Origin of the sequence: Desulfosporosinus meridiei DSM 13257 (assembly GCF_000231385.2) — a bacterium.
Taxonomy (GTDB): domain Bacteria; phylum Bacillota; class Desulfitobacteriia; order Desulfitobacteriales; family Desulfitobacteriaceae; genus Desulfosporosinus; species Desulfosporosinus meridiei.
In genome coordinates this window covers 487,814-506,676 of sequence record NC_018515.1, presented here as the reverse complement: position 1 = coordinate 506,676, position 18,863 = coordinate 487,814, and the positions used below count along the sequence as shown (strand labels likewise).

At 41.3% G+C, this 18,863-nt stretch carries 17 protein-coding genes and 6 riboswitches; of the genes, 6 read left to right on the top strand and 11 right to left on the bottom strand.

All coding sequences use genetic code 11. The features are described 5' to 3' along the window. Positions 1-309 precede the first annotated feature (309 nt). Entirely contained in the window at positions 310-1,101 is a 792-nt protein-coding gene (locus tag DESMER_RS02340) for a lipid II flippase Amj family protein (RefSeq protein ID WP_014901461.1), read from the top strand. 27 nt (positions 1,102-1,128) lie between these two features. On the opposite strand, the gene DESMER_RS02335 is transcribed toward DESMER_RS02340, so the two are convergent. From DESMER_RS02335 to DESMER_RS02305, 8 genes are all read right to left on the bottom strand, one after another. Continuing rightward, on the bottom strand, positions 1,129-2,844 hold the full coding sequence (locus DESMER_RS02335) for an ABC transporter ATP-binding protein (protein ID WP_014901460.1): 1,716 nt from the start codon (positions 2,842-2,844) through the stop codon (positions 1,129-1,131). Continuing rightward, positions 2,826-3,704 carry an energy-coupling factor transporter transmembrane component T gene (locus DESMER_RS02330; RefSeq protein ID WP_014901459.1) on the bottom strand — a complete coding sequence of 293 codons (879 nt, stop codon included), beginning with the start codon at positions 3,702-3,704 and terminating at the stop codon, positions 2,826-2,828. Before DESMER_RS02330 ends, DESMER_RS02335 begins: the two co-directional genes overlap by 19 nt. Positions 3,705-4,072: 368 nt before the next feature. Then, a riboswitch (cobalamin riboswitch) is annotated at positions 4,073-4,256 on the bottom strand. A 243-nt stretch (positions 4,257-4,499) separates the two neighbouring features. Beyond that, complete coding sequence (locus DESMER_RS02325) at positions 4,500-5,243, bottom strand: class I SAM-dependent methyltransferase (RefSeq protein ID WP_014901458.1); 744 nt, start codon at positions 5,241-5,243, stop codon at positions 4,500-4,502. A 182-nt stretch (positions 5,244-5,425) separates the two neighbouring features. Further along, positions 5,426-5,607, bottom strand: a riboswitch (cobalamin riboswitch). A 141-nt stretch (positions 5,608-5,748) separates the two neighbouring features. Then, positions 5,749-5,929: riboswitch (cobalamin riboswitch) on the top strand. A gap of 496 nt (positions 5,930-6,425) precedes the next feature. Further along, on the bottom strand, positions 6,426-7,109 hold the full coding sequence (locus DESMER_RS02320; RefSeq protein WP_014901457.1) for an anaerobic ribonucleoside-triphosphate reductase activating protein: 684 nt from the start codon (positions 7,107-7,109) through the stop codon (positions 6,426-6,428). Between the two features lie 37 nt (positions 7,110-7,146). Then, complete coding sequence (nrdD, locus tag DESMER_RS23855) at positions 7,147-7,305, bottom strand: anaerobic ribonucleoside-triphosphate reductase (RefSeq protein ID WP_162471111.1); 159 nt, start codon at positions 7,303-7,305, stop codon at positions 7,147-7,149. Positions 7,306-7,420: 115 nt separating this feature from the next. Continuing rightward, positions 7,421-7,606: riboswitch (cobalamin riboswitch) on the bottom strand. Positions 7,607-7,721: 115 nt separating this feature from the next. Then, positions 7,722-8,579 carry a metal ABC transporter permease gene (locus DESMER_RS02315; protein ID WP_014901456.1) on the bottom strand — a complete coding sequence of 286 codons (858 nt, stop codon included), beginning with the start codon at positions 8,577-8,579 and terminating at the stop codon, positions 7,722-7,724. Then, positions 8,563-9,378, bottom strand: a complete 816-nt coding sequence (locus tag DESMER_RS02310) for a metal ABC transporter ATP-binding protein (RefSeq protein WP_014901455.1) — start codon at positions 9,376-9,378, stop codon at positions 8,563-8,565. Before DESMER_RS02310 ends, DESMER_RS02315 begins: the two co-directional genes overlap by 17 nt. Next, the gene (locus DESMER_RS02305) at positions 9,375-10,304 is read right to left on the bottom strand and encodes a metal ABC transporter substrate-binding protein (protein ID WP_174278159.1); all 930 of its coding nucleotides are present in this window, start codon (positions 10,302-10,304) and stop codon (positions 9,375-9,377) included. The genes DESMER_RS02310 and DESMER_RS02305 overlap by 4 nt, the downstream gene beginning before the upstream one ends. Positions 10,305-10,547: 243 nt before the next feature. On the opposite strand from DESMER_RS02305, the gene DESMER_RS02300 reads away from it, so the two are divergent. The 3 genes from DESMER_RS02300 to tsaA all read left to right on the top strand — a co-directional run bounded on the left by DESMER_RS02300 (position 10,548) and on the right by tsaA (position 11,968). Continuing rightward, positions 10,548-11,009 (top strand): Fur family transcriptional regulator, encoded by a 462-nt coding sequence (locus DESMER_RS02300; protein WP_085931651.1) that lies wholly within the window; start codon positions 10,548-10,550, stop codon positions 11,007-11,009. 179 nt (positions 11,010-11,188) lie between these two features. Then, positions 11,189-11,389 (top strand): CooT family nickel-binding protein, encoded by a 201-nt coding sequence (locus DESMER_RS02295; protein WP_014901452.1) that lies wholly within the window; start codon positions 11,189-11,191, stop codon positions 11,387-11,389. Positions 11,390-11,404: 15 nt separating this feature from the next. Continuing rightward, complete coding sequence (gene tsaA, locus DESMER_RS02290) at positions 11,405-11,968, top strand: tRNA (N6-threonylcarbamoyladenosine(37)-N6)-methyltransferase TrmO (RefSeq protein ID WP_014901451.1); 564 nt, start codon at positions 11,405-11,407, stop codon at positions 11,966-11,968. 233 nt (positions 11,969-12,201) lie between these two features. Here the strand turns inward: tsaA and DESMER_RS02285 are convergent, their stop codons facing one another. The 3 genes from DESMER_RS02285 to DESMER_RS02280 form a co-directional block, all read right to left on the bottom strand. Further along, a complete protein-coding gene (locus tag DESMER_RS02285) occupies positions 12,202-13,005 on the bottom strand; it encodes a manganese catalase family protein (RefSeq protein ID WP_014901450.1) in 804 nt (267 codons plus the stop codon). Positions 13,006-13,423: 418 nt separating this feature from the next. Beyond that, positions 13,424-13,501, bottom strand: a complete 78-nt coding sequence (locus DESMER_RS24885) for a helix-turn-helix domain-containing protein (RefSeq protein ID WP_427854278.1) — start codon at positions 13,499-13,501, stop codon at positions 13,424-13,426. Between the two features lie 2 nt (positions 13,502-13,503). Continuing rightward, on the bottom strand, positions 13,504-13,728 hold the full coding sequence (locus tag DESMER_RS02280) for a helix-turn-helix transcriptional regulator (RefSeq protein WP_242831033.1): 225 nt from the start codon (positions 13,726-13,728) through the stop codon (positions 13,504-13,506). Between the two features lie 1,201 nt (positions 13,729-14,929). Beyond that, a riboswitch (cyclic di-GMP riboswitch) is annotated at positions 14,930-15,040 on the top strand. Between the two features lie 397 nt (positions 15,041-15,437). Here DESMER_RS02280 and nhaB (DESMER_RS02270) point away from each other — a divergent pair. Further along, positions 15,438-16,967: a sodium/proton antiporter NhaB gene (nhaB, locus tag DESMER_RS02270; protein ID WP_014901446.1), complete on the top strand. Its 1,530-nt coding sequence runs from the start codon at positions 15,438-15,440 to the stop codon at positions 16,965-16,967. A 39-nt stretch (positions 16,968-17,006) separates the two neighbouring features. Next, a riboswitch (cyclic di-GMP riboswitch) is annotated at positions 17,007-17,111 on the top strand. A 199-nt stretch (positions 17,112-17,310) separates the two neighbouring features. Continuing rightward, on the top strand, positions 17,311-18,840 hold the full coding sequence (nhaB, locus tag DESMER_RS02265) for a sodium/proton antiporter NhaB (RefSeq protein ID WP_014901445.1): 1,530 nt from the start codon (positions 17,311-17,313) through the stop codon (positions 18,838-18,840). Positions 18,841-18,863 lie beyond the last annotated feature (23 nt).

Sequence of the window (18,863 nt, the reverse complement as noted above, 5' to 3'; positions counted from 1 at the left end):
TAATTTTAGGTTAAAAGAACCATGGAGCTGACTATATCCCAGTGCCAGACCTCCATGGTCCCAATATTTTCATTACTTTCTTAATACTCTATTTCTATATTCTATAATCTATAATTCTATATTCTACAAAAACTTTAAAATACCTTTCTGATTTTACAAAATTTTTTAATTTTTATTATAATTTTTAAAATATTGTATGCAAAGCTACATTTACGCATCAGAATGATTCGGTTGTTGCCCGCCCTATGCGCTGCCAAGAGTATTTCCAGCCTCTATCTCACATAGTCATATTAAGGTGGGGGTGGGCAAGTGCAGGGCAACCTATATCAATTGTATTTCTTAACCTTAATAATTCACATCATCGATACATTTGCTTACTCTGTGCGGCTTAATTTTATCAAAAGCGGACAATTCTCCCTCTCTACCTCACTCTTTAACTTATTTTATTTAATATCTCTCGTTGCTCATACCCTGCAAGTTCCTTTAATCGGAGCTTTGATGGATAGCTCAATAAGTCACAGTATCGATCCTCTTCCAATTATCCGCAGGGTCATTTTTCTAGCAACTGCCGGCACCCTTTTCGGTATAATTCTTACTCCTACTTTTCTGAAAAACTTCTCTCAAGCTGTAGCCAAGCTTGAACACTTAGCCTCTGTGCCATCAATAGTTATCGATGCTTTAAGATGGGGCAGTATGCGGAGATTTATTAACAGTATTACCCTGCCTTCCAGAGCAATGGTCAATCATCTGCCTTATCGTAAAATACCGATTAACTTGATAGTCCTCAATATCCTGGTAACAGGGATTTATACTATTGGAGTAATGTCGGCTTATTATGCCACATTACTTGTCGACCCTCAGCACCGCCTGGCTGCTTCAGCCTCAGCAGGAGTACTTAACACAGCCGCAAATATTATTTTCATGCTTTTTATTGACCCTAAATCAGCAATTATTACCGATCAGGCTTTGAAGGGAAATCGTCCCTATGCGGATGTCAAGGCCCTCGTCGTTATTTTAATGAGCTCAAAACTACTGGGGACTCTTATGGGACAATTGCTCCTAATCCCTGTGGCTAAGGCCATTGCCGGCCTATACATGTAAGAACCGGAGTTGAGCTGAGACTCGCTTCTAGGCCTGAACTCCTGCATCCGGGCTGAAGGCTGAGTATGCCCTGCATAATTCAACCACATCCTCACAGGTCACCGCCGTTGGGCAAATTCCTCTGGCCATTCGGTTTGCCGCTGTCGTATAAAAATTGTTTCCTGCAAAAAATTCCTTGGGGTATCCTTCAGATACAATATCCCCGTCGAACATCATAGCGCATTTGTCAGCATACTCAGCCGCAAATTCGATGTCATGAGTCACTAAAACTATGGCAACATCGTTATGACAAAGCCTTTGTAAGATTCCCCCTAATTCTTCCTTGGATTCGGGATCAAGGCCTTTAGTCGGCTCATCTAATAACACTATTTTGGGATTCAATAATAAAAGTTTGGCCAGAGCCACCTTCTGTTGCTCTCCACCACTTAGATCATAGGGATGACGCTCAAATAAAGCTGTGATCCTCAACTCTTGGCCAATTTTCTCAATTTCACTCCTGAGGGCAGCCACATCCAACCTCAGAACAGCACCCGCCTCTTGAAGATCCTCTAAAACCGTATCACAAACAAATAAGGCTTTGGGGTTTTGCGGCAGAAGCACCAGATTGTTTTGATAAAGCTCTTTTGTTTTATAGGTCTCTATTTTCTGATCATTAATGATGATCTTCCCGCGATTGGGCTTTAGTAATCCGGAAATCACTCTCAGCATTGTCGTTTTACCGCTTCCGTTGCCCCCCAACACACTGAGGATTTCTCCGGAGTAGGCCCTAAGGGAAAACCCACGCAAAATATCGTCACCCTCTCTGGTATACTTAAACCAGATTTCTTCCGCTTTAATCACAGGTTTACGGAACTGAACTTCCTCTGCCAAGAGGTGCAAGGTAAGGTTCGCTAATCCTCCCTTTTCCGGAAGCATGAAGCTTGCCAACCATTTCCTCCCATCTCTCACACTCAAAGGGCAATATTCACCCACCCTTAACTCCCTATAAATTCGAATCGCGGAAGGCAGCCCCTTAAAAATCCCAGATATATCCTCCCTCTTCGCTAAGAGTTTAGCTGTTTGCTCCGGTGTCTCCAAGCAGATAACTTCTCCTTTGTTCATAACTGCAATCCTATCCGCCATCAGGAATACTTCCTCGAGTCTATGTTCTGTTATGATTACGGTCACTTCTAACTCTCGATTGATCTTAGCAATGGTTGCCAGAAAATCTTGGGCTGCAATGGGATCTAACTGAGCCGTTGGTTCATCCAGGATCAGTATCTTAGGCTGCATGACCATCACTGATGCTAAATTCAGGAGTTGCTTTTGGCCGCCCGACAATTCATCCACGGATTTTCTAAACCAGCCATTGATGCCGAAAAAGCTGGCCATTTCTGCAACCTTGCGGCGAATTTCAGGTGTACTCAGTCCCAGATTTTCCAAGCCAAAGGCCAACTCATGCCATACAGTATCGGTTACTAGTTGAGTCTCAGGGTTTTGCATGACAAAGCCAATTTCAGCAGCTGAGATTTTCTGATCTAATTGCTCAACATCTTTGCCCTGATAATACACCTTCCCTGTCCGCGTGCCATGGGGAGCGATTTCACGTTTTATCTGCCTTAAAAGTGTACTCTTTCCGCAGCCGGACACACCGCAGACCAGAATAAACTCTCCTTGGTTAATACTTAAGTTCACATTGGAGAGGGCCTTTTCCAGGGTCTTGGGATAGGAAAAACTCAAGTCTTTTATTTGTAAGAACGCCATTTGTAACTCTCCTTTACCTCAATAATAATCGGCAATAATGCCAATGCGGCAAAGACAAAATACAGCACAATAGCCTGAATTGATAGATTTACAGGCTTAATTGAGGGATAAAACTGCAAGGTACCGTACCCTAAAAAATACCCTGCCAAGCATATTGCCCCTAAGACACTGATCACAGCCAAAACCAAACCATCCCGCTTATCAAACTTAAAAAGTGAAAAGGTCGTTCTGTTTTTTAACCCATACCCTCTGGCCTTCATAGAATCAGCGGTTTCAATGGCATCCTCCATGGACCAGCTCAACAGTATGGAAATGACTCTCATACCTTTCTTGACTCTCTCCCTAACATTTCCAGTACTCTGATCCAAGCCTATGGTATGTTGAGCATTACTAATAGTCTTGAGTTGATATTTTAGTTTAGAAGTCATTCTCATACTCATAGTAATCAGCAGGGCAACTGCCGGAGAAATCTTAGCAAATAGATATAAAAATTTATCCGCTGTAATTACTTTATTGTAACAAGAGAACCAGGCCAAAATTGCAATCAAGGATACCGCTGAACATATCCCATAAAGCACCGCTTCTAAAGTAATAGGATTGTCCATCAAGTAAAATAATACGGTTCTTCCGCGATGATTTAATAAGGGGTTAGCGATACTGATGAACAAAAACATTGGCAGGTAAAATAAAAGACTAAACTTGACACCCTTACGCCCATTAAGAATTATTGATAAAATCAGGGCGGGAATTAAGGTTAACCCCAGAAAAACCGGATGCAAAAAAAGCATGGTGAAAATTAGCATGACTGCAAAAAATATAAAGCTTACTGCTGGATGAAATGTAGTGAATGCTCTGTTCAATCATCTCTCCCCCTTCCCCAAAGTCACTTTATCTTCCTGTTTGTGGTTCGCTTTTATAGTGTCCTGAACTGCCATTCCTCAAACTTGATCACCTGAAGAAGCACCCCCGGAACCCCCAAATCGTCCTGTCCTGTTAAATTCTTTGCGAAATTTTCACCCTTGGCTAGCATTCCTAAAGTATTCACCTATAGACTACTTTCACTTACATCCCAGTTTGTCTAATCCACATCTCTTTACTTCACCTAAATCCGTTTGCTTAAATCTGATCACTAAAAAAGCTCCTCAACGTTGTTGAGAAGCAAAAAACACTAATAAATATTGACACTGTGCGGTCAGCATTTTTAACACCTCCCCTATCTTCCGTAGGTTCTGCGTGGTTGCAATGAGCAGGTCTCCTGGCTTAAGTTCATCGCTGCCTTACGTCTTCCCGGTGGCCCAGTGACATCTTTGTAAGACCGCTCACTATCACAGTGGCGGGACCGCGTCAGATTAACTGACTTTCCTTTTCAATACTTTCTCTCAAGAAAGTATACTCATTGCTCATTATTAAGTTTTCCCGGATTTCAGCAATTTTATAATATTCTAGCTTTTCATTCTACAAGTTTTTATTCAACAAAAATTGTGGAATCCCTGCTGTTTTCTTTCTCTTACAATTAGTTATTATTTACTAAGACAGGAACAAAGAGAATTTAAGCAGATTGTGCCGTTATGGCTTAGCTCTTCCAAAAATGAAAAGCCCCAATTCTGATGCAAATCTTCAGATTTGGGACTTTTACTTAAATTAGCTTCCGGACATTATTTTGTCGCACAAATAGCGAACATTGGAGTTGGATAGTACAAGATCTGTTCGAGTTCACTAAAAACCCAGGGGCTAATATTTTCCTCAACTTCAATTTGTTGAAAGCCGCAGCGCCGAAATGCACCATGATCCCAAAGTGGCCGTCTTTCATAGGATAAGGGCATTCCCCGAGCAATTGCCTCGCTTACTTGCTGCTCGAAGATGCTGTTGTCTTGATAACCTTTCTTGATAGCCAGGTGCCGATACTTATTACATTGTCGTTGCAAGTCCGGATTGTTAAGGCGTAAATACCAATTAGCGTCAAACACCAATACCTTACCGTACGGTTTTAAAAGTCTAAACCATTCCTGATACACTTCCTGCGGGTGAAGGGAAAGTCCCAGGGCATTTCTTGCAACAATCAAATCAACACTTTCATTGGGCAGGTCAATAGCATGAGCCTCGGCTTTCAAAAAGCGTATGTTCTTTCCTGAGGCCTGAGCGTTTTTCTGAGCTTGTTCCAATCTATCTGAATGCCCATATATTGCTGTAACTGAATAATCCAGCCCGGCTAATAATATTGCCAAAAAGCCATCTCCGGTTCCTACATCTAACACCTGCTGGTTTTCTCCGCGCCCGACATATTTAATCAACAATGACTTCCAAGCTTCTTTTTTAGGGCAGGCTCGATCATCTTGAACGGATTTGCTCTTGCCGGTTTCCTGCCTATCCCAATAGCCTTCAATGCCATGTTCTAACATACGTTTCTCTCCCCATCCCTGTAATTTAATAGTTCGACTTCTTCAGACAAGAACAAGATAGCACCTCAGAGAGCTAAAAAAACCCTTTACAGATACCTGTAAAGGGTTATGACTGACTCTATTAATCGGATTAAGTTGCTGACAACCCGACATAAAGAACACCTCCCCTATCTTCCGTAGGTTCTGATTAATCTAAACGAGCAGGTCTCCTGGCTTAAGTTCATCGCTGCCTTACGTCTTCCCAGTATCCCAGTGACATCATGTAAGGCCGCTCACTATCACAGTGGCGGGACCGCGTCAGATTGACTGACTTCCCTATTAATACTTTCACTTAAAAAAGTATACTCGTTTATTGGTATGAAGTTTTTTTCAGCCTAGCACTAGATGTTAGATTTGTCAATCTTTAATACCAAAAATTCGTCCTGCTTATTATAATTCTAAAAATATTTAGTCTTTGTAAGATTCATTGACAGCAAAATTAACCTGTGCTACCCTTTTATATAGCTTAATATTATGTTCAACAAGTACACTTCTCGAAATATGCCTAGAGAAAGTGTTTAATAGGGAAGTCAGTTTGATTCTGACGCGGTCCCGCCACTGTAGTAGGAAAATGCCTTGCACTGTGCGCAACACAGCCGCCTAGGATACTCCTAAAGCCAGGAACCTGCTTGTTTCGAACCTTTAACCCCCACGAAGGATGGGCAGGTTAGATATTGTAATATATTTATAACCTCCTGCCTTTGGCTGTTCGGAGGTTATTTTATTCTTTTGCGAGCTTTCCACGAAGCTTTCAAAACCTTCCTGCATCTTACGTGCGACAATGATAACTCATACTCGCCAAGGAAAGTTAGATCCTTCTGGAATATATATCTACTTCAGCCTCAATGATTTTGTGATCTGACCGTCACAATTTTGTTGGGGCTGATATTCTTTTCCATAGCCTGCAGAAAAGGAGATAAGGCAACTCAAAACTATGGCCTGTTATAGCATAAGACTATACAGGCCATTTCTATTTCCTTCATTAAATTGAACACTCGAAAAAATGGAAAGAACTATATTCTCCATGTTCAAAGGATAGGCAGGGATAAACAGGAAAATCCTTTAAGCTAACCTTCTTTCATAGCAAGGGGATTATCGACGCAGATGAAACATACGGTATAGCTTTGAACAGTCCTTCAACTTTCAGCTAACTCCAAAACCTCGCAGGGCTAAGGCAAAGCTCTTGTTATTGTACATAATCAAATTTCTTAAATCTTGTTTTTTCTTAGTTGCTTTTTGAAAACCAGTGTCCTTACAGTTCTGAACTATATAATTTGAAGTGATCTCAAAATCCAAGATAATACAGGGTATATCATCAGCATCAAGATTAGGGCAAAATGTGGTTCTAAACTCATGCGCAAGCCCGCTATTTTTAATAATTTCCACACTTTCTCGAATTGGCCATAGCTCCAACCCACTCACCCCTGTAATTGCTTCATATTTGTTAAGAGGAGCCTTCAAGTCCATGGCAATAAAGTCCAGCAACTCCTCGCTAATCAAAGTTCTCAAAATATCCGGATTTGTTCCGTTGGTATCTAGCTTTACAAGGAGCTTCATGGCCTTTAATTCTTCGATAAAAACCTTAAGATTACTTTGCAGAGTCGGCTCGCCTCCGCTAATAACCACTCCATCAATCAGCCCTTTTCTTCTGGAAAGCCACTGAAAAATCTCTTCAGGAAAGATACCCCTGAAATCCTCCTTAGCTTCTATAAGATCGGCATTGTGGCAATAACTACAGCTTAGATTACAACCCTGGGTAAAAACTACAGATGCTATCTTGCCGGGAAAGTCAACAAATGATGTCTTCATAAATCCTGCAATCTTCATCAAACCGCCTCCGCAATTTACGAATTTTTTCCTCAGGTTATATTCTTCCTTCTTGCCCAAATTGTAGTTTTTTGCCGCTAAGATATCCTGTCACTATCGACCAAACTTCAGCTTTAGCCCCACATTCAGGACAATTAAAATGATCCCTGCTGATGTAACCGTGTCTGCCATCTCTTTTAATAATTTGCTCAATCATCTTTTTAACCCTCCCCCAGTAAATCTAAAAAGCCTCTTGCCGCTGAGCGGCAAGAGGCTGCGTATATTCCCAAATACACATTTACTACTGGAACCCCCCTATCGCTCGTAGAGTTATTGGTTCGTCAACAAAGGCAGGTCTTCTGACTTTGGATCATCAATGCTTCACGCCTTCCCGAAATAAACCCAGTGGCCTCGTGTGAAACATCTTCCCATTACAGTGGCGGGACCGTGCAGGATTTTAACCTGCTTCCCTTTTAAGCTGTACTTACAGTACTAGCACCTTTATCTTCCATTATTCAATTACTATTATGTTATAGTACATCAGCCCAATGTGTCAATAATAATTTGGAGAAGCCTGCCTGAGCCAAGTGATCATTTTCATTATCTATTGGTGCCTTCGACAATGGCAGAGGTCTAACCCAGCCTTAATTTCAAACCAAAGGTAAGAGCAAAAAATCCTGATGTAATCAGAACGATGGTCGCTCCCGTAGCTGTTCCCCAGAAGTAAGATAGGATTAACCCAGAGAGTCCGGAAACAAGGGCAATCAGCACGGAATAGATATGATACTGTCTAATATTTTTAGCAATATTTCTGGATGAGGCCGCCGGAATAACTAGGAGGGAGCTTATAATCAGAATTCCTACCCACTGGATAGAAATAGTTACGATAACCGCCATCATAACAGCAAATAAGTACTCGTACTGTTTAACCTTAATTCCCCTGCTGCGGGCTAAGGATGGATTCATACTCGCTAGGAGAAGCTTATTAAATATAAGAACCCACAATAAGATAACCAGTACAAAAACGATTCCAAGCAGCAATAAATCCGCGGGGCTGATACTCAAGAAATCCCCGATCAGATAGCCTGAATATTTATTGAACCCCCCATTACGAGTAAGGATCACTAGGCCCAGGGCAACAGCCGAAGATGAAAAAACTCCGATAATGGTGTCGGTAGAAGCTGTATTGGCTTCTTTAACCACAAGGATAGCAACAGTTATCAGCACTGAAAAGACCATCATTGACCAAATAGGTTTTATATTCAAGAGAGGAAAGGCATTGCCCAGGATCACCCCAATGGCAATCCCTGTTAAGGCAGAATGCCCCAAGGAATCTGAGAAAAAGGCCATCTTATTGTTAACGATCATAGTTCCCAATAAGCCAAAGATGGGAGTTACCAATAAAACACCCAGCAGGGCATTCTTCATGAATCCATACTGCATCCAGTCAAAAGGAAGTAATAAATCTACTAAGCTATACCAGAAGTGCATTAGCCACCCAATCCTTCTCCACCCTTTGGAAACGATTTGACCAATCTAAACCAAAGGTTTGAATTACTTTTTCATTAGTAAAGACTTCCTGGGGAGTCCCACAGCATTCTATGGTCCTATTATTGACGAAGGCCACACGATTCGCATATTCGGCTACCAAATTCAGATCATGGGACACTAGAATGATGGATAAATCATAATTCTTTCTTAGTGTCGAAACAGTTTGATAGAATAATTCTAAGCCCTTTTGATCAATCCCAGACACTGGTTCATCCAGCAGCAAGAGATGAGGAACAGGATCAAGGGCCAGGGCTAATAAGACTCTTTGCAGCTCGCCGCCTGATAGCTCTCCCAGACGTTTGTTGATAAGGTGCTCTCCATGAGTTAGAGCTAAGCTTTCTCTGACACGTTCACGAATCTTTTTAGGATAAGTAAACCAGATAGGGAGATTCGTATGGGCAGCGGCAAACAAATCAAGCACGCTGGTGGGGGACGTAGAATCTAAATCCAGCTTTTGGGGAACATAGCCCATAGAGGGCTTTGTGGTTCCGTTGTTGGCATCAAGAAATTGAAGTTCTCCCGTATGAGAAATTTCTCCTAAGATAGCTTTCAAGAGAGTACTTTTCCCTGCACCATTAGGACCTATGACAGCGGTTAAATCTCCACAATGAATGTGGAGATTTACGTTCTTCAGTATTTCTATTCCGCTGCGCTTAACCCCGAAATTATTTATTTTTGTACAGCATAAACTTGATTCGCAAATTTTGCAATCGGAATTCACACAGATTGGATGTTTCATTTCAGCGCCTCTTGTAATGTAATAAGATTTGTTTCCATAAGATTAATATAAGCATCGGCTTCCATTGGCCCGGTTACGATGGGATCAAGAGTATAAACTTTAGCACCGGTCTCATTGGCAATAGCTTCGGCGGCTTTAGGATCATATTGCGGTTCAGCAAATAAGGCCTTTATTTCTAAACCCTTAATTTGCTCAATGGTTTCACTCAATTCTTTGGCACTCGGCGCCGAACCCGGCTCTCGTTCAATTACTCCAACAGTCTTCAAGTTGAACTCTTTGGCAAAATAAGGGAAGGCCTCGTGAAAGGTAACAATATTTCGTTGCTTTACTCCATCCAGTGCTTGATGCATTTTAGTTCTTAATGCTTCAAGCTTCCCGACATAAGCTTTAGTATTTTCCTGATATTTTGCAGCATTACTAGAATCCAGGGCGGCTAATTGATTCCCGATAGTTTGAACCTGGGTTATGGCATCCGTAACACTTAGCCAAACATGGGGATTCGCCCCTTCATCCCCTTCACCTTCGATTAAGGAAATCCCCTCGCTAGCTTCAATGATTTTCAGATCCGGAAGTTGACTTGTTATTTTATCCATAAAGGACTCCATTCCTGCTCCATTGATGACTAAGATTTGGGCACCTTCTAAATTTCTCATATCGTCAGGGGTTATGGCATAATCATGCAAGCATCCCGTGGTAGGTTTTGTTAAACTTACTACATTTACATTAGGGATATCCTTAGCCACATTTAACGTAAATACATACATTGGGTAGAATGACGCAGCTATGGTTATAGCTTTTTCGTTCTTAGTATCTGTGGTTTGACTGACAGTAGGCTTAGCTTCGTTATTTGACCCACACCCACTTAACACTAAAACCAGCATACTTAACAAGACCATCCATAGAAACATCGGCTTCTTCACACACATAAAAAATACCCCTTCCACTACTTGCAACTGCCTTGCATTTGCATTTCTTAAAATAAATTATACTCTATTATCTATAATTGTAAACCATTATTTTACTTCTTAATCGCGGTGAATGGCAGTAATAAACCAATTTATCGGCGAATATCTCAATATGAACCCCCGCCAAACAATTAATCGAGTAAATATTGCTAAAATATTAAAAAGGATTAAAATGAACATAATAAAGCAATTGAAGAATAAGGAATGATCTTGTTGGACGAAAACTCAAAATATAAGGAATTACTTAATCGGGAGGGTATTAAAAGCACACGCCATAGAAATGCTATCCTTGAACTCCTGGAAGAATCCGAATTTCCTTTGACTGCAGAACAACTATTTATAACTTTACGGGATAAGACAGCCTCCATTGATCTATCAACAGTCTACAGGACCCTTGATACCTTTGCCTCAAAGAACTTAATTATTAAATCCAACCGAGCAGATGATGGTAAAGCTCTCTATGAACTCAATCACAATGAGCATAAACATCATCTTTTATGCGTGGGCTGCCACAAATTAATTTCTATTGATGACTGTCCCATAGGAGAACTAATGAAAACCTTGAAGAATAAGATAGATTTTGATATTACCGGACATAAACTAGAGATTTACGGCTATTGTCATGATTGTAAAAAATATAACCACACCCTCTCTTCTGACACATGAGGCCGTATAATAAATTGAATTGTTTTTAGATTGAGCCATTGGGCAGTTTTTTGCAGGATATAATTTTTGGGTGTCGAATAGATAGATTAGCTTAAGTTTCAGAGACAAACTAATTAATTTAGAGTAAGCTAAACCCTTGATTGTTTATTTAATACTTTAAAAATAAAGGAGTAACGATAATGTGTGAAGCTAATGCCTATCTTAAAGAAGGCGAAACTGAAGTGATGTTCATGGAGTCAGTCGATGTCATTGAACCTTACGAAAACGGCTTAAAGCTTATCGACATCTTTGGAATGCAAAAATTTATTCAAGCCAAAATAAAAGATATGACCCTGCTTAACCACCGGATTGTTTTAGAGAAAATCGATAATCCACTATAGAGAGGAGAGTCGAATATGACCGTTACATTCCAATCCATTGGTACAATTCACACACCATATTTCGCACTAAATGCTCCTCAACAGCCTATACCCAATGCTCCCGGTGATTTCTGGATTACATTAAATCCAGACTATACTCGCGCTCTTGAGACCTTACAAACCTTTAACTATATCTATGTGCTCTATCACTTTAATGAAGTAACTCCACCCATCGAAATGCTTACCCGACCCCCTTGGGCCCCAGAAATTGAAATTGGACTTTTTGCCAGCCGTTCTGCGAAAAGGCCCAACCCTTTGGGTTTAAGTATTGTTAAGCTAAAAGAAATACACGGCAACGAGCTAATAATTTCCGGAATTGATGCCTATGACGGAACTCCCGTGCTTGATATCAAGCCTTATATCGGCTTCTTAGACAGCAAAGAGGATGCTAATAATGGTTGGCTTGATGCTCTTCCTGATAGAAAACATACTATGGCTCATGCTCTGGGCCTTGCCCATAGCCATAGCCACAATCATGACCATCATCATGAACAGGAACCCCTTAGTCATACAAAAAACCCCCATAGTCATAACGACTAGGTTCATCAAACTTATTAAATGTCGCACTTATTAAACTAATCCTCAGTCTAGGGGCATTGAATTTTTTTATCTCAACATTCCATGTTGACTGTTAGTAAAACGAGTTTATTAAAGCATAACCTTAGTCCAGATTAAATTAATAGGAAGCGAACCAGCAGAAAAGCGAGAGGCTAAATGGCATTTTATTGCACATTTAGCCTCTTTGACTATCAAAAGTCTATTTGGGGACATATTTAATGTTTTGGATTAGGCTGTGGTTGAGAGTATTGTGGGTTATTCCGCGTATTGTCATTATACCCAGGCTGAACTTCCCTAGCTCCCGCTTGTTGAGGGTCTTTACCATACTGAGCAGGTCCACCATATTTCTCATTAGGGTTTTCTTCATAAGAAAACTCATTACCTTGGTTCCAAGGCCCTCTGCTGTCCCCTTGACCTGTTGACATATTCATGTATTTCTTTGAGAAATCGGAATCCCGGAAGTCTTTATTTACTCCAGTTCCTTTTATGGTCTCCAGGGCTTGCATGAAGGAAAAATTATGGGATTCCTCACGACTTAATAGGAATCGAATCATATCTTTCACACCGGCATCATCGGTTTGCTGAAGAAGACGCTCATAAACTAACTTAGCTCTGAGTTCCGCTCCGGCATTGGAAGAAAGATCTGTATAGAGATCCCCGGTGGAATTTACAAAGTTTGCCGTCCAAGGTACTCCGGCAGAGTTTACCAGAAGGGGGCCGCCTCCAAGTAAGGCCATATGATTTGCCGAAAAGTCTTTAGGAATATTGTCGACGGGGCCAATCAGCATCGCCAGGCACTCACCCACCATCTCTAGATGGCTTAATTCTTCTGCAGCAATGTCTTGGAGCAAATCTCGTATCTTTGGATCATTACACCCTAAACTCTGGGAAAAATACTGCATGGCTGCTTTTAGTTCACCATTGCCGCCACCAAATTGTTCAAGTAATAATACGGCAAACCGAGGATCCGGTTTATCCACATGTACGGTATATTCCATATCTTTGACATGTTTAAACACCTATAAAACCTCCTTTGTAATATGTTTATCAATAGTTGCGCAAAGTGGCTTGTGGTGCGCATTCCAAGACTTTTAACCCATTGTTAGGATGTAACATATTCAACGATAATATACTTGTTTGAAAAATATTAATCGAGAGGTCTGTCATTGAACTAAATATACAGATAACCAAAAAGGAGAGCAAATGAGCTCTCCTTTCGTATATCTTAAAAGGGTTCCTGCACAACATTCTAAAAATTCCATATTATGTTATATCATAAAAGGGGAGCTGTTCATATGCTACTTGACTTACTTTCCTATGATCCATCAATTATTGCTTCGAGAGATCGACCACGTTATTACCCTTCCACGTATTTCTATACATTTTATCCTTTTAGATGGTATCGATAAATTTACTATACAAAGCGCCGGCTAATTACTAATTACCGGCGTCTTTTTTATGCTCCAACAGCTCCTCTACTCCCACATTAAGGTAGGTACAGAGTTTATCTAGGATATCTATTCGTTATTAACTAGGTCATTAATTGAGACACCTAGTCCTGCAGCCAATTGTACAAGCTCACTTATACGAGGAATCCTTGATCCAGCCTCTATGCTGATAAGGTGTTTCAAGTTGACCCCAACATTAGAGGCTAAATCTTCTCTGGTTAAATTACATTTATTTCTGTAGTGGACTATCCGCCTACAGACGGTTTCATTAATTATGATCAAATAATAATTCACCTTCTCACACGCTCTTATATTGGCTTTTTCTGCAATGCTTAGTCTTTATCCTCTATACAGATCAAAAATAGGAAAAAGGTCCTATCTTTTAAAAAAAGCCCCCACCGTTCCCGGTGAAGACCAAGTATAGAGAAGGGATTTCTGTCGAGGTGTATATTCCTGCCCACCTTTGTTAACCATAATGCCAACAGATGCTAATCATGTTTTGGGAGGCTTCTACATATAATGAAACTTAATCTCCCCTATCTATATTATTATTTAACGTTTGCATTTGGATTATTGTTTTTAATTCTAGTTTTCATTCCAAAGCAAGAACTTAGGAAACTATTTTGGTTTGGAATATTGTGGGGATCGGGTTTAGACTTTATTGTTGAACATCTCTACCATTTTGTTAATTTAACTAGGTACCAGCATGCGGAACCCTTTAATGTCGGCATTCTCCCTCTATGGACGATTTTAGCGTGGGCACCGGCAGTAATGCTGTTTATTTACTTTCTACCCCAACGAAGGGAAAGATATATTTATTGGGTTTATGTAATAATTTGGAGTTCATTTATCTGTTCTGTCGCGGTCATTTTGAAACAAATTGGACTATTGGTGTTTATTAATGGTGGCCCGTGGATCTGGTTTATAGGAAGCTTTGTCTTCCTATCTCTTATGTCCAAGTATTATCAGTTTCTTGAGGCAACCAGACCAAGCTTGTAACCTTATAGGACGATCTAGCATAGTATATTTTAGGGGCAATAATAAGACATCTATTTAAAAGGGGAGAGTTTTGGGCAGCTCTCTCCTATTTACATTTTCCAACTAACACAAAAAAGCCTCCAAAGCATGAAGGTTGTCCGCATCGATTAGGCTTTGGACCCATTGGCCAACTTCGTCCTGGTTATTAACATTCATTCGACATTCCGGACAACATAACCCTTTCAACAAAAGAAAAATAATTCTTCCTGCAAACGGGGCATAAAAAAAGAACCGGCTCAATTCTCGTTCTCTCTGAAAATCAAATCAATAAACCAAAAATAAAAGATAGTATCTGATTTACATTTAACTTTTATCCGTAGTATATAAGAATTTGTAATTATGATCCTTTTGCTTTGGTAATAACTTAAGCAAATACCAATTATTATACTTGACGATTAAAAGAAACATTTGGTATACTACGGATGATTTTGTAATCCGTAAAAGTTGAATAGTCCAAGTTCGGTTGGGGTAAACTTCGCGAAAGCGAAGGACGCTAAAGTCATGGGTCTAAGGCTAAATTCAAAGGGCTGCTAATACCTTTGAGGGCTATGATCGCCAGACTACAAGCACAGAACTTCTCTGGGGAGAGCGGTCTTTTTAGATTGCTCTCTTCTTGTTTTAGGAAGAATCATCCCTACTGCTGCATTGTAGATTGATTTACTATTGAGCATTATTCTTATACCGAGGCCTAATAGTAATAATCGAAGTAGTTATTTAGTGTTTGTTAAGGAGGTAATTGAACATTGACTTAATTGTAGTAGAATTTTTATTCTGACCTATGGACTAATTCTTACATCGTGTAGTATTTAGTCTTGCGAACTGTGGAGCGATACGCAAGTTCAGCAGTGTTATTAATGCAAAAAGTGGTAATTCGATAGAATGCTACAAAAGTCACTAACCCGTAAATATTCACATTCATAATGTTATTAGCTGATATAGAATTTTTCATTTTTGAGGAGGGGCATATGAAACAAACGGGTAACGGACAGGTAAAACAGATGGGTATCGGACGGGCATTTAGCGCAAATTTTCTCGGTCATGCTCCGAGCTGGTACAAAACAACAATTCTTGCTTTTCTGGTATTAAACCCTATTTTAATGTTTACCGCCGGTAAGTACATTACTGGGTGGGTCTTGATTGTCGAATTTATTTTTACCTTGGCAATGGCGCTAAAATGTTATCCCCTCCCTGCGGGCGGACTTCTGGCCATCGAAGCCGTTGTGATTGGGCTGACCAACCCCCATTCCATCTATCACGAAGTAGAACTGAACCTGCCGGTCATTCTGCTTCTGATGTTCATGGTTGCCGGGATCTATTTTATGAAAGAAGGTCTTGTGTATCTATTCACCAAGATCCTTACTAAAGTACGCTCTAAAGTAGCCCTGGCCTTCCTGTTCTCTATAATGGGTGCAGTTCTTTCCGCTTTTCTCGATGCCCTAACCGTAACGGCAGTAATTATAGCCGTAGCCTATGGATTCTACAACATCTTCCACAAGTTTGCTTCCAGCGAAAAAGTATTCGACACCTATGATATCAATCACGACCATATCATTGATGACATATACCAAGAAGACCTAAACCAGTTCCGGGGTTTTCTGCGCAATCTGATGATGCATGGCGCTGTGGGTACTGCCCTGGGCGGAGCAACAACACTGGTTGGTGAACCACAAAATTTACTCATCGGCTCCATTATGAAATGGGACTTCGTTGATTTCTTTTTAAACAGCGCACCTGTCTCTATCCCGGTACTGATCGCTGGTCTCCTGACCGCCATTACCCTTGAAGTCACCAAGTTTTGGGGATACGGTTATCAGCTTCCTGCGTCTGTTCGAAAGGTTATGGAAGATGATGCCAAAGCCAAAGATGCTGCCATGGATACTCGCGGACGTATCCGTTTGATTGCTATGGCTGTATGCGGCATCTTACTGATCTTCTCCTTAGCCTTGCACCTGGCAGAAGTCGGTATTATTGGTCTGATGATTATCATTTTGCTTACCGCTTTCAACGGGGTTATTGAAGAAGGGCGCATCGGTCATGCCTTTGAAGAAGCAATGCCCTTTACTGCGCTGCTGATCGTATTTTTCTCCATCGTTGCCGTTATTCATGACCAGCATCTGTTTACACCGATCATTCAGTGGGTACTGCACCTGGAAGGACAGGATCAGCTTGTCGCTTTCTTTGCGGCCAACGGTGTCCTTTCGGCAATCAGTGACAATGTATTTGTGGCTACTGTCTATATGACTGAAGCACAGAAAGCCTTTGAAGCCGGCGGCATTGCCTTGGATCATTACAACAAGATGGCAGTTTCCATCAACATGGGGACAAACATCCCTTCCGTTGCTACACCAAACGGTCAGGCGGCGTTCCTGTTCCTGTTGACTTCTGCCCTTGCTCCGCTAATTCGCCTGTCTTATATGGAAATGGTGAAACTAGCACTGCCTTACACCGTCGTCATGTCAGTTACAGGTGTACTGGCAACTATGTATCTGTTGTAAACTTAAAGGTATAGTATTGTACAACTAAATACTTTGTGAAAACGGTTGGGGTAAACTTCGCGAAAGCGAAGGACGCTAAAATCATGGGTCTAAGGCTGCTAATTTCACACATGGAAATTAGGCTAGGATCGCCAGATTACAAGCAGGAACTTCTCAGGGAGAGTAGTCATCTTAGGACTACTCTCTTTTTATTTTGGGAATGTTAAAAAAATCGGATGGAGGGCGTTAAATGCTTATTGTGAGGTAAATGCACATCGACTTAATTAATATAGTTTTTTCTGACCTGTGAAATTATTTTATCATCGTAACGTATATAGAATTTACATTTTTTGAGGAGGGGCTTATGAAACAAACGGGTAACAGACAGGTGAAACAGATGGGTATCGGAGAAGCCTTCAGAGCTAATTTTCTCGGTCACGCTCCGAGCTGGTACAAAACAATAATTCTTGCTTTTCTGGTGTTAAACCCTATTTTGATGTTTACCGCCGGTAAGTACATTACCGGGTGGGTCTTGATTGTCGAATTTATTTTTACTCTGGCAATGGCACTAAAATGTTATCCACTCCCTGCGGGCGGACTTCTGGCCATCGAAGCCGTTGTGATTGGGCTGACTAACCCCCATTCCATCTATCACGAGGTTGAACTGAACCTGCCGGTCATTCTGCTTCTGATGTTCATGGTTGCCGGGATCTATTTTATGAAAGAAGGTCTTGTGTACCTGTTTACCAAGATCCTTACCAAAGTACGCTCTAAAGTCGCCCTGGCCTTCCTGTTCTCTATACTGGGTGCAATTCTTTCCGCTTTCCTGGATGCCCTAACCGTAACGGCGGTGATTATCGCCGTAGCCTATGGATTCTACAACATCTTTCACAAGTTTGCTTCCAGCGAAAAAGTATTCGACACCTATGATATCAATCACGATCATATTGTTGATGAGAAATATCAGGAGGATTTGAACCAATTCCGTGGTTTTCTGCGCAATTTAATGATGCATGGTGCTGTGGGTACTGCCCTGGGCGGAGCAACAACACTGGTTGGGGAACCGCAAAATCTGCTCATCGCCTCCATTATGAAATGGGACTTCGCTGATTTCTTTTTAAACAGCGCACCTGTGTCTATCCCGGTACTGATCGTTGGTGTTCTGACCGCCATCACCCTTGAAGTCACCAAGTTTTGGGGGTACGGTTATCAACTTCCCGAGTCTGTTCGAAAGGTTATTGAAGATGACGTAAAGGCCAAAGATGAAGCGATGGATACACGCGGACGTGTACGCCTAATTATTATGGCTGTATGCGGCGTTGTGCTGATCTTTTCCCTGGCGTTGCACCTGGCAGAAGTCGGCATTATTGGTCTGATGATTATTATCCTGCTTACCGCTTTTAACGGGGTTATTGAAGAAGGACGCATCGGTCATGCCTTTGAAGAAGCACTGCCCTTTACTGCGCTGCTGATCGTATTTTTCTCCATCGTGGCGGTGATTCATGACCAACATCTGTTTACACCAATCATTCAGTGGGTACTGCACCTGAAAGGACAGGATCAGCTTGTTGCTTTCTTTGCCGCCAACGGTATCCTTTCGGCAATCAGTGACAACGTATTTGTGGCTACCGTCTATATGAGCGAAACGCAGAAAGCCTTTGAAGCCGGAGGGATTGCTCTGGAGCAATACAACAAGCTGGCAGTTTCCATCAACATGGGGACAAACATTCCTTCCGTTGCTACACCAAACGGTCAGGCGGCGTTCCTGTTCCTGTTGACCTCTGCCCTTGCTCCCCTGATTCGCCTGTCTTATATGGAAATGGTGAAATTGGCTCTGCCCTACACCGTCGTTATGTCTATTACAGGTGTGCTGGCAACAATGTATCTGTTGTAAGGGTTACATCACTTATCATTAGG